The organism is Nitrosospira multiformis (assembly GCF_003050865.1).
GTDB lineage: Bacteria > Pseudomonadota > Gammaproteobacteria > Burkholderiales > Nitrosomonadaceae > Nitrosospira > Nitrosospira multiformis_E.
The window spans coordinates 1-14,452 of record NZ_QAOK01000034.1; the positions used below are offsets into that span (position 1 = coordinate 1).

General features: G+C 54.6%; 13 protein-coding genes. 8 read left to right on the forward strand and 5 right to left on the reverse strand.

Translation table 11 applies throughout. From position 1 onward, the window contains the following. Positions 1-872: 872 nt before the first annotated feature. From C8R21_RS16720 to C8R21_RS13625, 5 genes are all read right to left on the reverse strand, one after another. On the reverse strand, positions 873-1,136 hold the full coding sequence (locus C8R21_RS16720) for a DUF4145 domain-containing protein (RefSeq protein ID WP_107763194.1): 264 nt from the start codon (positions 1,134-1,136) through the stop codon (positions 873-875). Positions 1,137-1,154: 18 nt separating this feature from the next. Next, a complete protein-coding gene (locus tag C8R21_RS15705) occupies positions 1,155-1,406 on the reverse strand; it encodes a hypothetical protein (RefSeq protein WP_146162502.1) in 252 nt (83 codons plus the stop codon). Positions 1,407-1,814: 408 nt separating this feature from the next. Further along, positions 1,815-2,981 carry a bifunctional 2-methylcitrate synthase/citrate synthase gene (gene prpC, locus C8R21_RS13615; protein WP_107763195.1) on the reverse strand — a complete coding sequence of 389 codons (1,167 nt, stop codon included), beginning with the start codon at positions 2,979-2,981 and terminating at the stop codon, positions 1,815-1,817. A 24-nt stretch (positions 2,982-3,005) separates the two neighbouring features. Further along, positions 3,006-3,905 (reverse strand): methylisocitrate lyase, encoded by a 900-nt coding sequence (gene prpB / locus C8R21_RS13620; protein ID WP_107763196.1) that lies wholly within the window; start codon positions 3,903-3,905, stop codon positions 3,006-3,008. A 33-nt stretch (positions 3,906-3,938) separates the two neighbouring features. Further along, a complete protein-coding gene (locus tag C8R21_RS13625) occupies positions 3,939-4,922 on the reverse strand; it encodes a malate dehydrogenase (RefSeq protein ID WP_107763197.1) in 984 nt (327 codons plus the stop codon). A gap of 419 nt (positions 4,923-5,341) precedes the next feature. Between C8R21_RS13625 and sdhC the strand changes: the two genes are divergently transcribed. From sdhC to odhB, 8 genes are read left to right on the forward strand one after another with little or no spacing between them, the layout of a single operon-like run. After that, complete coding sequence (sdhC, locus tag C8R21_RS13630) at positions 5,342-5,719, forward strand: succinate dehydrogenase, cytochrome b556 subunit (RefSeq protein ID WP_107763198.1); 378 nt, start codon at positions 5,342-5,344, stop codon at positions 5,717-5,719. 4 nt (positions 5,720-5,723) lie between these two features. Further along, positions 5,724-6,086: a succinate dehydrogenase, hydrophobic membrane anchor protein gene (sdhD, locus tag C8R21_RS13635; protein ID WP_107763199.1), complete on the forward strand. Its 363-nt coding sequence runs from the start codon at positions 5,724-5,726 to the stop codon at positions 6,084-6,086. A 1-nt stretch (position 6,087) separates the two neighbouring features. After that, entirely contained in the window at positions 6,088-7,851 is a 1,764-nt protein-coding gene (sdhA, locus tag C8R21_RS13640; protein WP_107763200.1) for a succinate dehydrogenase flavoprotein subunit, read from the forward strand. 54 nt (positions 7,852-7,905) lie between these two features. Then, entirely contained in the window at positions 7,906-8,601 is a 696-nt protein-coding gene (locus tag C8R21_RS13645) for a succinate dehydrogenase iron-sulfur subunit (protein ID WP_107763201.1), read from the forward strand. A 5-nt stretch (positions 8,602-8,606) separates the two neighbouring features. Next, entirely contained in the window at positions 8,607-8,843 is a 237-nt protein-coding gene (locus C8R21_RS13650) for a succinate dehydrogenase assembly factor 2 (RefSeq protein WP_107763202.1), read from the forward strand. Positions 8,844-8,892: 49 nt separating this feature from the next. Beyond that, positions 8,893-10,194 (forward strand): citrate synthase, encoded by a 1,302-nt coding sequence (gltA, locus tag C8R21_RS13655; RefSeq protein WP_107763203.1) that lies wholly within the window; start codon positions 8,893-8,895, stop codon positions 10,192-10,194. Between the two features lie 30 nt (positions 10,195-10,224). Then, positions 10,225-13,032, forward strand: a complete 2,808-nt coding sequence (locus tag C8R21_RS13660) for a 2-oxoglutarate dehydrogenase E1 component (protein ID WP_107763204.1) — start codon at positions 10,225-10,227, stop codon at positions 13,030-13,032. 23 nt (positions 13,033-13,055) lie between these two features. Then, a complete protein-coding gene (gene odhB / locus C8R21_RS13665) occupies positions 13,056-14,429 on the forward strand; it encodes a 2-oxoglutarate dehydrogenase complex dihydrolipoyllysine-residue succinyltransferase (protein ID WP_107763205.1) in 1,374 nt (457 codons plus the stop codon). Positions 14,430-14,452 lie beyond the last annotated feature (23 nt).

Sequence of the window (14,452 nt, forward strand, 5' to 3'; positions counted from 1 at the left end):
AGCGCGCTCACGTACCTCGGGGGAAAACTTGTTCTGTTTCTTCATAGCTCCATTCTCTCAGATGTTGGAGCCTCTACAAAACCCGGGGCGGTTCATCCCGCATAGGCAACGCCGACAGTTGTATTTAATATTGTCGAATTGAAGAATCCCTGCGGCCCGGGAGCATAACAATGAACTGGTACAGAGAATATCTTTGGGCTAGATTCGGACAGAGTGGTTTTGGTAGCGGTCGTTATCTTGCTATCGCCACAAACCCAAACAGAAGTATGTGAATTCTCTTTGTTGAACCAGCATGCGATGGTTGTCATTTTTTGTTGAGTATTTGAGTATATTGGTTAAGTTGATCGCACCCTTGCGCGTTGGTCAAACGACAGATGATACATATAACGCTGTGAATGACCGCTTTAGACATGAGCCGACCCGACACCAGTTTTTTTGCCATCTTAGCGTTTTCGCGAAATTCTCCCGGAGCTATAGGCACTGGATTCAATGGGCTTGGCGCGGTGACTACAACAGCATCGACCACAGCATTGAACTATCAAACTCTGGCGGAATTCGCAGTTAAGGGTGGTTGCAAAGGATTGGAGAAATTAGATTATGAGTGAAAAATTTTCTCGTTATGATGTAGTGGAATACCTCGCTAATTCGCTACCGTCTTCGAATTGATCGGTAGCGGGGGCCAGACCATCAGGCTCTCTTGACTATGTTGTATCGCTCGACGCATCGCCTCTGTCCTGTGGCACAGCCATGTGATATTTGTCCCATAAATCCTCCCTCTGTATCTGGCAATACTCTATACCCTCACAGCGGGATTAACACCTAATAGGTGACCCACTTTCAAAAGCCAGTGTTTTTAATCTTGGAATGGAAAATTAAGGGACCATACTTCGTTTCTTCACAGGCCCTTTGGCCTTATTAATTTTGGTTACGAGCTTCTTTATCTTCATCTGAGGGCAAATGAAGAGATCGTTTAGGATGAAGTCAAGGATATCGAGAGCGTCAAAAATATCATCTCGTGTCAACTTGTCTGAGTGACTTCCCTGGTTTCCAAGCCATTTGATGGCCAGGAGCGAATCACTTAGCTCTTTATTACGGTTTGCCAATTCTTTAATACGACTGTGCAACGTTAAACGCACCTGCTTCCCAGATTTCCTTCAGTATCTTGGCTCCTTAAGATAATCAAGCAAGCGTTCAACCGCCGCCCTTATGTGGTTGCCAGCTGATGAAAAGTCACTCCAAGAGGAAGCAAAGGAGAGCCGTAACTCTTCAATAACTAATTCAGGGTAGACATCAGCAATAATAATAAGAGGTGGAGATGGACTTACATATGTCGGATAGAAATACTCCACTTCGATATAATCACCGTTAAATGATGTCTGGAAGATTTCGGTTCTACGTTCCCCCATTACTGCTACTGGTTCCCTACAATGCTCGTTATTGCATACCAATAGCATCGTAAAGCGATATCGACTCCAGTCAGGCTCCATGCCTCATGATCATGCGCTTCCCGTGACTCGCGCGTCTCCAAGAAATGCAAAGAGTCCGGCTTCTGCTTAAGGTACCCACCACTGCAAGCTGGGCAGTGCCAGTTCGGCACGTAATTATTCTTCAGAGGTTCTTTCCAAATACTTCTGTCTACAGGCATTTTTTTGATAATGGCAAATGCATCTTCCTAACCTGCTTCTAGGTCTATGCGATTCATATTTTTAGTAATTACGACAACCCATGCTATCCATCTAATGGAAGCGCCGCGCATGAGGAATTAAAAATGGAAACTAACTTTTTCCTGGATTACCTACTCCGCCCAATCGTGCTTAGGTGCGTAAGGCAATCGGCACAAACTCCCGCTCTTCCGGTCCGATGTAATTCGCCGAAGGGCGGATAATCTTTCCATCTATCCGCTGCTCGATGATGTGCGCTGCCCAGCCGCTGGTGCGGGCAATTGCGAACAGCGGCGTGAACATGGCAGTGGGAATACCCATCATGTGATAACCCACGGCGGAGTACCAGTCCAGGTTGGGGAACATTTTCTTGATGCCCCACATCACCGTTTCCAACCGCTCGGCTATGTCGAACATTGGCATGTCTCCTGCCTCGGCCGACAGTTTTCTTGCCACATCGCGGATTACCCGGTTACGCGGATCGCCAGTGGTATATACGGGATGGCCGAAACCCCTGATGATCTCCTTGTTCTCCACTCGGCGACGGATATCCGCCTCGGCCTCATCCGGGTTGCTGTAACGTGTCTGGATATCAAACGCGGCCTCATTCGCGCCCCCGTGTTTGCGCCCCCGCAGAGCGCCGATAGCACCGGTTATGGAGGAATAGAAATCCGATTCCGTCCCTGCAATTACCCGGGCGGTAAAGGTGGATGCATTGAACTCATGCTCGGCATACAGGATCAGGGAGGTATGCATTGCCTTTACCCAGGATTCGGGAGGTGGCTTGCCGTGCAGCAGGTGTAAAAAATGGCCGCCGATGGAATCGACATCTGATTCCAGTTCGATGCGACGGTTGTGATGCGAATAGTGGTACCAGTACAGCAGCATGGAACCCATCGAGGCCAGCAGGCGGTCTGCGATATCCCGGACACCCTCCAGAGTGTGTATCTCTGCTTCCGGCAGCACCGTACCCAGCGCGGAAACCCCGGTTCGCAACACATCCATGGGATGAGCGCTTGCCGGTATCATCTCCAGCAAGGTTTTTATCCTGGCCGGCAGATCGCGCAGCTTTTCCAGTTTCTCCTTGTAGGCAGCGAGCTCAGCCACCGTCGGCAACTTTTCGTACACCAGTAGGTAGGCAATTTCTTCAAATTCGCTGCTTTCCGCGATATCCAGAATGTCATAACCGCGATAGTGCAGGTCGTTCCCTGTTCGCCCTACGCTGCAAATGGCCGTATTGCCGGCCAGCACACCGGACAACACGACAGACTTCTTCGCCTTCGGCGCAGTGCTCACAGTACTTCCATCAGGTTTATTCATTGTCAGGTTTATTCATTGTCAGGTTTATTCATTGTCAGGTTCTTCCGGTTTTTCGGGCCTGAACAGAAGGTTCAGTTTCTCGTCATAGGCATGGTAGTCGAGAAATTCATACAACTCGGCACGCGTCTGCATGCTCGGAAGCGCGCTTTTTTGCGAGCCTTCCCCGCGTATTGTTCGGTATACATTCAACGCAGCGGCACTCATGGCGCGAAATGCGGAAAGTGGATAAAGCACCAGGGAAACATCTACCCCGGCCAATTCCTCGACTGTATAAAGGGGGGTTGCGCCAAATTCCGTGATGTTGGCCAGGATGGGAACCTTCACCGCTGCCGCGAACTGCCGATAGGTTTCCAGGTCAATCACGGCCTCGGGGAAGATCATGTCCGCGCCCGCTTCCACATAAGCACAGGCCCGGTCAATGGCAGCTTGCAACCCTTCCACCGCGAGTGCATCGGTACGCGCCATGATGACGAAAGCGGGGTCGGTTCTTGCATCCACTGCGGCGCCAATCCGTTCCACCATCTCCATTTCACTGACCACAGCCTTGCCTGGAAGGTGACCGCAACGCTTGACCTGCACCTGATCTTCGATATGGAGCGCGCCTGCCCCGGCTTTTATCAATGATTTCACAGTACGGCCGATATTGAGAGCGCCGCCAAAACCGGTATCCGCGTCCACCAGCAACGGCAGATCCGTGATGTCGGTGATACGTCGTACATCGACCAGCACATCGTCAATGGTGGAAATGGCAAGATCGGGTACTCCGAGGGATGCCGCAGCCACCCCCCCACCCGAGAGATACAGCGCCCTGAAGCCGCTACGCTCCGCCATGCGAGCGGCATATGCATTGATGCAGCCCGCGATCTGGAGAGGCTTTTCCGCATCAAGCGCCGCGCGAAAACGGGAACCGGCAGAAGCGGGCATGAAAGGGGGAGAAACGAAGACGAGAATGCGACCTTATCCAAGCAGATGCTTTATCGACTCGCGCTCTCCCATTAATTCCCGGTAGCTCGCCTGCATCTTAATCCTGCTGAAATCGCTTATTTCCAGGTCGGGCACGATCTTGTACTCGCCGCCCTGACAGGTCACCGGATAACCATAGATAACCCCTTCCGGAATGCCGTAGCTTCCATCCGAAGGAATGCCCATGGACACCCAGTCACCTTCAGGAGTGCCGGAAATCCAGTCGCGCATGTGGCAGAGTGCAGCGTTCGCCGCGCTGGCCGCACTCGAAGAACCGCGCGCCTCGATCACCTCCATGCCACGCTTCTGTATTACAGGAATGAAATCGTTTTCCACCCATGCCATGTCATTCACGAGGTCGGCGGCATTATGGCCGCCAACCTCGGCATGACTCAAATCGGGATACTGGGCTGAGGAGTGATTGCCCCATACGATCATCTTTCTCACGCTGGAAACCGGCTGTCCGACCTTGGCAGCAAGCTGGAACAGCGCGCGGTTGTGGTCCAGCCGCATCATCGACGAGAAATTGGCCGGCTTCAGGCTCGGCGCATTTTTCATCGTGATATAGGCATTGGTATTGGCAGGATTCCCCACCACCAGGACTTTCACATCGCGCCGGGCAATCTCGTCGAGCGCCCTCCCCTGCGCACGGAATATCGTACCGTTTGCCTCCAGCAGATCCTTGCGTTCCATACCCTTGGTGCGCGGGCGGGCGCCAACCAGAATGGCGATATTTGTGTCGCGAAAAGCCGTTTTGGGATCGTCGGTAGCTATGACGCCCGCAAGTAATGGAAAGGCACAGTCGTCCAGTTCCATGACAACGCCTTTCAGGGAAGGCAACGATTGAGGAATATCCAGCAATTGCAGAATGACAGGCTGATCCTCGCCAAGCATGTCGCCAGCCGCGATACGAAACAACAGGCTATAAGCTATCTGGCCGGCGGCGCCAGTTATGGCGACACGAATGGGAGTTTTCATTTTTTCTTATGCTCCTGTAGACATACTACCGGGTAGTAATTTTCCATTGCGTCCTTCAGGCTGTAACAAGCCGGACAGACAGAGGAGCGGAAAAATGAATCGCACCTCTCAGATGGATAAGTTCGGCGGACAATACTCGGGAATCGACCCCACAATCTGCTCCAGGTGCATTGAGCACATTGAACAGGAGCAAAGAAACCGGGACTATAAAAACATTCCCCATGGGTTGTCAATTTCAGTTTGTCAATTTCGTTCAGCATTCGAAGCATCTTCCGCCGGGCCGGAAAGCGGAAAACGCAGTATGCTCCTTGATGACTCGCATGGTTGTATCCCCTGCAATAACGGTCTAAACTTAATCGCAGCCTCAACTTGATCACCTTCCAGTAACAATAACAACGGCGACAGCAGCGGGATCGAAATTGCCAAAAAAGCGCCCCAGATATCTTGATCTGCTGAAAATCCGGCAGCCCCTGCCCGCAGTGATATCGATCCTGCACCGCATCAGCGGAGCGCTGCTGTTCTTTCCCGGTATTCCTCTCGTCCTTTGCGGTCTCGACACGGCGTTGGGTTCCCCGGAAGGCTACACCCAGTTTCAATCCTTCCTGAACAATCCAGTGGCAAAGCTCGGACTGATACTGGTGCTCTGGTTCTTCGTGCATCATTTCTGCGCTGGAATCCGTTATCTTGCGCTGGACCTGCATTACGGCGCAAAACTTGAACAGGCGCGGCTGAGCAGTAAAGTGGTTGTGGGAGCGGGAATCGTTCTCACCCTGTTGACCGGCGCTGTGATATGGTAAAGATATGGCAAAACGTCCAGTGCGGGTGGTAACCGGCGCACATTATGGTCTTCGCGACTGGCTGGCGCAACGCGTCACCGCCGCGGTAATGGCCATCTATACCCTGATGCTGGCAGGAGTGCTGCTGGTTTCCCCCCCCCAGGACTATACGTCCTTCAAGACGCTGTTCGATAACCAGTGGATGCGGGTAGCATCCTTCCTGTTTCTTCTGAGCCTGTTCTGGCATGCCTGGATCGGAATGCGCAACATCCTGATGGATTACGTTCATGCTGCTGGTATTCGCTTCATTCTGGAAATACTGGTCATACTGTCACTGCTGTCTTATGCCATCTGGTCCGTGGAAATTCTCTGGATAGGTGAAGGATAGCGTGACAATAGCACGGCGAAAATTCGATGCGGTCATCGTTGGCGCAGGCGGCGGCGGAATGCGCGCAGCACTGCAATTGTCGGAAGCGGGGCTCAAGGTAGCCGTACTGTCCAAGGTTTTCCCCACCCGCTCCCATACGGTTGCCGCCCAGGGCGGCATCGCCGCAGCGCTCGGAAACGTCACTGAAGACAACTGGCACTGGCATATGTACGACACGGTCAAAGGTTCCGATTATCTCGGCGACCAGGATGCGATCGAATTCATGTGCCGCCAGGCAGGGGAAGTGGTATATGAACTCGAACATTACGGCATGCCCTTCGACCGGCTGGAAAACGGAAAAATTTACCAGCGTCCTTTCGGGGGGCAGTCGCAGAATTTCGGGGGCGCACAGGCAACGCGTTCATGCGCCGTTGCTGACCGCACTGGCCATGCCATGCTGCACACGCTCTATCAGCGCAACGTGCGGGCAAATACCCAGTTTTTTGTCGAATGGATGGCACTTGATCTTATTCGTGATGAGCATGGGGATGTGTTAGGCGTCTCCGCACTCGATATCGAAACCGGCGAGGTCATGATCCTGCAGGCGAGAGCGACACTGTTTGCAACCGGCGGGGGAGCACGGATATTCAGTGCCAGCACAAATGCTTTCATCAATACCGGCGACGGTCTGGCGATGGCCGCCCGCGCGGGCGTGCCGTTACAGGACATGGAATTCTGGCAGTTTCACCCGACGGGAGTATACGGCGCAGGAATCCTTATCAGCGAGGCGGTGCGCGGGGAAGGCGGCTACCTGCTCAATAAGGACGGGGAACGTTTCATGGAGCGCTATGCCCCGCATGCGAAAGACCTTGCCAGCCGCGACGTTGTCTCGCGCGCAATGACGACGGAAATCAAGGAAGGGCACGGATGCGGCAGGGATGCTGATCATCTGCTGCTAAAGCTGGATCATCTGGGTGCGGACGTCATCAAGGCGCGACTGCCTGGCATACGTGAAATTGCCATAAAGTTTGCTCACGCCGACCCGGTCCGTGAGCCCATTCCGGTAGTGCCCACCGCGCACTACATGATGGGGGGAATTCCGACCAATTTTCACGGTCAGGTAGTAGCGCCCTACAAAACGGGACCCGAGGAAGTCGTACAGGGATTCTATGCCGTGGGGGAATGCGCGTGCGTATCCGTGCACGGAGCCAATCGCCTTGGAACCAATTCACTGCTCGATATACTCGTATTCGGTCGTGCTGCGGGCAACCAGATCATCGAAGACTTGAAAAGGAATTCCCACCATAAACATTTACCCGGAGACGCAGCGGACAAAGCACTCGGGCGACTGGCACGGCTGGATTCCCAAAAGGATGGCGAGAACGTGTCGCAGGTAGGGGACATGCTGCGCAAAACCATGCAGACGCATTGCGGTGTATTCCGTTTTGCGGATTTGCTCAAGCAAGGGGTGGATAAAATCTCGGAAGTGGCGCAGCGCGCCAGAAACACCGAGATCAGGGATAAAAGCCGAGTGTTCAATACCGCGCGGGTGGAGGCGCTGGAACTCGATAATCTGGTCGAAGTCGCCGTAGCGACGATGGTTTCGGCTCAAGCCCGTACGGAAAGCCGGGGCGCCCATGCGAGGGATGACTTCCCCCATCGCGATGACGACAAGTGGTTGAAACACACATTGTATTTCAGCGAAGACCGGCGGCTCGATTACAAGCCGGTTCGATTGAAACCGCTGACGGTCGAGTCCTTTCCACCCAAGGCACGAACTTATTAGTAACACGAACCTGTTAGAAGCACATATTGCTTCGGGCTAAATCGGAATCAAATCATGAAATTCTCGATCTACCGCTTCGATCCCGACAAGGACGAAAAGCCTTATATGCAGGACTACGAGATCGCGCTGGAACCGGCGGACAGGATGCTGCTGGATGCGTTGATACGGATAAAAACCGTGGACGACAGCCTGAGTCTGCGACGTTCCTGCCGGGAAGGCGTATGCGGTTCGGATGCGATGAACATCAACGGCCGTAACGGACTGGCGTGCATCACCCCGGTGAAAGGCCTGAAAGAACCGGTGGAATTGCGCCCGCTGCCGGGGTTACCGGTAATACGCGACCTGATCGTCGACATGACCCAGTTCTTCAAGCAGTATCACTCGATCAAGCCCTACCTCATCAATGAAGACCCCCCGCCGGAAACCGAAAGGCTCCAGGCTCCCGAGGAAAGGGCGGAACTGGATGGACTATACGAATGCATTCTGTGTGCGTGCTGCTCTACCGCATGTCCCTCTTTCTGGTGGAATCCCGATAAATACGTGGGACCGGCCGGCCTGCTGCAAGCGTATCGCTTTCTGGCGGACAGCCGCGATCAGGCAACCGCCGAGCGGCTGGATTATCTGGAAGACCCGTACCGCCTTTTCCGCTGCCACTCCATCATGAACTGCACGGATGTATGTCCGAAAGGCTTGAACCCGATGGAAGCGATCGGGCGGATCAAGACCATGATGACCAAAAGAACCATCTGAAAGCAATGAAAGAACGCGAGCGCGCCCGCTGGCGGTGTCGGCGCGGACTGCTGGAACTGGACATCGTGCTGCAACGCTTTATGGACAAGCATTATGCCACGCTCGACGAAGCAGGCATCCGGCAGTTTGAAACACTGCTGGATTTCCCGGATACCGACTTGTGGCATATGATAGTGCAGAAGGATGAAGACGAAGGAAAGGCAGGTCTGCAACCGGTATTGCATCTGCTGCAATCGATTTAGCAAGGAATCTCCTGGGCAAATCAGATAACGGAAAACAGTGGGAAACGACATGGAACACAAACGTAACGCAACCCTTGACCTGGGTGACGGTAATCCGCCACTCGAATTGCCAATCCTGCCCGGCACCCTGGGACCTGATGTCGTGGACATTCGCACGCTTTACAAGAGAGGCCGCGTATTTACCTACGATCCAGGCTTCATGTCCACGGCAAGCTGCAGTTCGAGCATAACTTTTATCGATGGCGACGAGGGGATTCTGCTCTACCGTGGCTACCCTATCGAACAGTTGGCGAAGCAGTGCGATTTCATGGAAGTATGCTACCTGCTGATGAATGGGGAACTGCCGAATATCGCCCAGAAGGCGTCATTCGACAAAACCATCAAGGAACACACGATGGTGCACGAGCAACTGGCGCGCTTTTATACCGGCTTCAGGCGGGACGCACATCCCATGGCGGTCATGGTAGGTGTGGTGGGCGCATTGTCCGCGTTTTATCATGACGCAATGGACATTTCCGACGCGGCACATCGTGAGCTGTCGGCCTTCCGGCTGGTTGCAAAACTGCCAACCATTACTGCAATGGCCTACAAATACAACATCGGCCAGCCTTTCATGTATCCGCGCAACAACCTCAGTTATGCGGAAAACTTCATGCATATGATGTTTGCCACTCCCGCGGAGGACTATCGATCGAACCCTGTGCTCGCGCGGGCGCTTGACCGTATCCTGATCCTGCATGCCGACCATGAGCAAAATGCTTCCACCTCAACGGTGCGCCTTGCCGGTTCGACCGGCGCCAATCCGTTTGCATGCATTTCCGCCGGCATCGCCTGTCTGTGGGGACCGGCGCATGGCGGGGCGAATGAAGCGTGTCTGAACATGCTGGAAGAGATCGGTGATGAGTCGCGCATTGGTGAATACATCGCCCGCGCCAAAGACCCGGACGATCCTTTCAGGCTGATGGGATTCGGCCACCGGGTATACAAGAACTTCGATCCGCGCGCCACGCTGATGCGCGAAACCTGTCACGAAGTGCTGAGTGAACTAGGTTTGCGCGATGACCCTTTATTCAAGCTTGCGCTCAAGCTGGAGAAGATCGCTCTCGAAGACGAATTCTTCGTTACCAAAAAGCTTTACCCCAATGTCGATTTCTACTCGGGCATCGTGCAGCGGGCACTGGGTATTCCCGTCTCCATGTTCACCGCGATATTCACCATGGCTCGTACCGTGGGCTGGATCGCCCAGTGGAGCGAAATGATTTCAGACCCTGAGTACAAGATCGGCCGTCCGCGCCAGCTCTATACAGGCGCCAAAACGCGCGAGGTGATTCCCATCGCCTCACGCTTGTAGACAGATTGCCAGACGAAGAGACCTTTGGCCATGCTGAAGCAGTTGCACGACGATTCTCCACTATTCGGATCAAATTCGTCCTTCGTGGAGGGGCTTTACGCAGCATATCTGCAGGAACCCTTATCGGTTTCTGCCGAATGGCGTGAATACTTTGACACGCTTCAAGGGGGGGAGGTCCCGGTCGAACCGGGCAAACGCGCTGCTCAACCCGCTGCCGTTGCCCAAGGCGTCGAAACGATGCGGGAAGAACGCCTGCTGGCCACCGAGCGCAAGCAGATAGCCGTGCTGCAAATGATAAATGCATATCGCTTCCTCGGTGTGCGCCACGCCGATCTCGACCCTCTCAAGCATTACGATAAGCCGCATGTTCCCGAACTCGATCCGGGCTATTACGGCCTGACCGAAGCTGACATGAACAGGGTATTCGGAACCGGCTCGTTGTTCGGTCCACCTCGCGCTTCACTCAGGGAAATCCTGCAGACGCTGCGGCAAACCTACTGCGGCAAAATCGGCGTCGAGTATATGTATATCACCGATACCGAGCAAAAACGCTGGATACAGAACCGCATCGAGGGTCCCCGTGCGCAACCCGATTTCGAACCGGAATATAAACGGCACATTCTGGAACGGCTCACCGCGGCGGAAGGCCTGGAAAAATATCTGCATACACGGTATGTGGGGCAGAAGCGATTTTCCGGCGAAGGGGGTGAGAGCATGATTCCGCTGCTGGACAATCTGCTCCAGCGCGCAGGCCACATGGGCGTACAGCAACTGGTGATCGGGATGGCGCACCGAGGCCGTCTCAATGTACTGGTCAATACGCTCGGCAAGCTGCCGGCCGACCTGTTCCAGGAATTTGAAGGCAAGCATGCCCAGGATCTGACCGAAGGCGACGTCAAATACCACCAGGGCTTTTCCTCTGCGGTTTTCACACCGGGTGGCATCATGGGCCTCTCTCTGGCCTTCAATCCCTCTCATCTTGAAATCGTGGACCCGGTCGTTCAGGGGTCGGTGCGTGCGCGCCAGCACCGCTTGCAGGACAGGGATGGTGATCTGGTGCTGCCCGTGCTGCTGCACGGCGACGCCGCGTACTCCGCTCAGGGCGTGGTAATGGAAACACTGAACCTGTCGCAGACGCGCGGCTATGGCACCGGGGGCACGGTGCATGTCATTATCAACAATCAGATCGGTTTCACGACCTCCGATCCCCGCGATGCCCGCTCCACGCTTTATTGCACCGACGTATCGAAGATGATCGAAGCGCCGATTTTCCATGTGAACGGGGATGATCCGGAAGCGGTCGTCATGGTGACCGAAATCGCGCTCGATTTCCGCATGCAGTTTCACAAGGATGTGATCGTGGACATGGTCTGCTACCGCACGCTCGGCCACAACGAGCAGGATGAGCCTATGGTCACCCAGCCGCTGATGTACAAGATCATCGGCCAGCATCCCGGTACGCGCAAGCTTTATGCAGACAAACTGGAAGCGGAAGACGTGATCGATGCCGGCACGGCAGATCACATGGTAAAAGCATATCGGGATGACATGGACGCGGGACGCAACCCCAACAAGACCATTGTCTACGGCTATAAATCCCCCAACTTGGTGGACTGGACGCCGTTTCTGAAAGAAACCGCCTGGGATGCAAAAGTACCCACCGGCTTGCCTCTGGCCGAACTTCGCAAGCTGGCAGAGCGACTCACCGATATCCCGTCGAAATTCAAGTTACATTCGCGCGTGGAAAAAATCATCTCCGATCGCCGCCTGATGGGAGAAGGAAAACTGCCGCTGGATTGGGGCATGGCTGAAAATCTTGCTTATGCTGCCCTGTTGAATGACGGATATCCAATCCGCATTTCCGGGCAGGATTCGGGACGTGGTACGTTCTTTCATCGTCATGCGGTCCTGCACGACCAGAACCGTGAAAGGTGGAGTGAGGGGACATATATTCCATTACGCCACATCAGACCGGACCAGCCGGATTTCGTGATAATCGACTCTGTATTGTCCGAAGAAGCAGTCCTTGCCTTCGAATACGGCTATGCCACAGCCGCACCCGATGAATTGGTGATGTGGGAAGCGCAATTTGGTGATTTCGCGAATGGCGCTCAGGTGGTGATCGACCAGTTCATCGCATCGGGGCAGGCCAAATGGGGCCGCTTGTGCGGACTGGTGATGATGCTCCCCCACGGCTACGAAGGCCAGGGGCCTGAACACTCCTCTGCCCGGCTGGAACGGTACCTGCAACTGTGTGCACAATACAACATGCAGGTATGCGTTCCAACCACGCCCGCCCAAATGTTTCACCTGCTGCGCCGCCAGATGGTGCGGCCGCTGCGCAAGCCCCTCGTCATCATGAGCCCGAAAAGCCTTTTACGCCATAAGGAGTCTGTATCCAGTCTGGAAGACCTGGTCAATGGCGGCTTCCGGAACATCATTCCCGACGCGGAAGAGTTCGATCCGAAGAAGGTGCGGCGGCTGATCGCCTGCAGCGGAAAGGTTTACTTCGATCTGGCGGCACATCGGCACAAGAACAAGATCGAGGATGTCGCCATTATCCGCATCGAACAACTGTATCCGTTTCCCCATGATGATTTCCAGACCGAGGTCGAGCGCTATCCGCACGCCCGAGACATTCTCTGGTGCCAGGAAGAACCCCGCAATCAAGGTGCGTGGCATCGCATCCAGCACTACCTGCTGCGTCACAAGCGCCGGGATCAGGTTCTCGGGGATGCCCTGCGCCCTTCGTCGGCATCGCCGGCCGCGGGCTATCTGGTGAAACACAACGAGCAACAGAATGCATTGGTCGTGGCTGCATTTCGAGAAAAAATCTGAAAACCTGGAGACAGAGGAAGAATATGCGCGTCGATATCAAAGTTCCTGCGTTATCCGAATCAGTGGCTGAGGCGACGCTCCTTTCCTGGCATAAAAAAGAAGGTGAACGTGTTGAGCGTGACGAAAATCTGATTGACCTCGAAACCGATAAAGTCGTGATGGAGTTGCCAGCCCCCGCCGCCGGAATACTGGCGAAAATCATCAAGGAAGACGGAGCAACGGTGACTGCCGGCGAAGTCATCGCCACAATAGACACCGAAGCAGGGGCGGTAGAGGGCAACACCCCGTCAGCTTCAACCGCAGCAACCGGATCCAAAGCAACCGAATCCGAAGCAACGCGTTCTGCCACCGAAGCCAGGCCGGTCAAAAAAGGGGCAGAAGCTGCTCCGCCTTCCGCAACTGCCCCGGCTTCCACAACTGCTGCAGAAGCTCCGGGGATAATGCCTGCCGCGCAAAAACTGGCCGCACAGGAAAATCTGACGCCGGAAGAAATTCGCACACTCAAAGGTAGCGGTCGCGATGGTCGCATCACCAAGGAAGACGTGGCAGCTTATGTAGAACAGAAACACTCGACAGCCAATATCGCCCCCTCGCCTTCTCCTGCGGTTCCGCAAGCTCCGGCAACTCCACCTGCCCCACCCGTTTCACGCGCCCCTGAGCCTGCACCGCGAATGGCTGAAGACAAGGCTGAAGGGAAACGCAGCGAGAAAAGAGTGCCGATGTCGCGGTTGCGTGCCCGCATTGCAGAGCGTCTGGTACAGTCGCAATCCACCGCCGCCATCCTTACCACATTCAACGAAGTCAACATGCAGGCGATCATGGATTTGCGCGCCCGCTACAAGGACAAATTCGAAAAAGAGCACGGCGTCAAACTTGGTCTCACATCATTCTTTGTCAAAGCGGTGGTGGCGGCGCTCAAAAAATTTCCCATCGTCAACGCTTCAGTGGACGGCAACGATATCGTCTATCACGAATACTATGATATCGGCATTGCAGTGAGCAGTGCGCGCGGGTTGGTCGTGCCCATCATTCGCAACGCGGATTCCTTGTCCCAGGCGGAAATTGAAAGGCAGGTCGCCGATTTTGGCCGTCGCGCGCAGGACGGCAAACTGACCATCGAGGAATTAACCGCGGGCACTTTCTCGATCACCAACGGCGGCGTCTTCGGTTCGATGCTTTCCACCCCTATCATCAATCCCCCGCAGAGCGCCATTCTTGGCATTCACGCAACCAAGGAGCGCCCGGTGGTCGAAAACGGCCAAATCGTGATTCGTCCGATGTGCTATCTGGCGCTATCCTATGATCATCGCATCATAGACGGGCGGGAAGCTGTGCTTTCCCTGGTAGCGATGAAGGAAGCGCTCGAATATCCCATGAGCCCCCTGCTTGAGAGCTGAGACTGCGCGGACACATGCCTGCG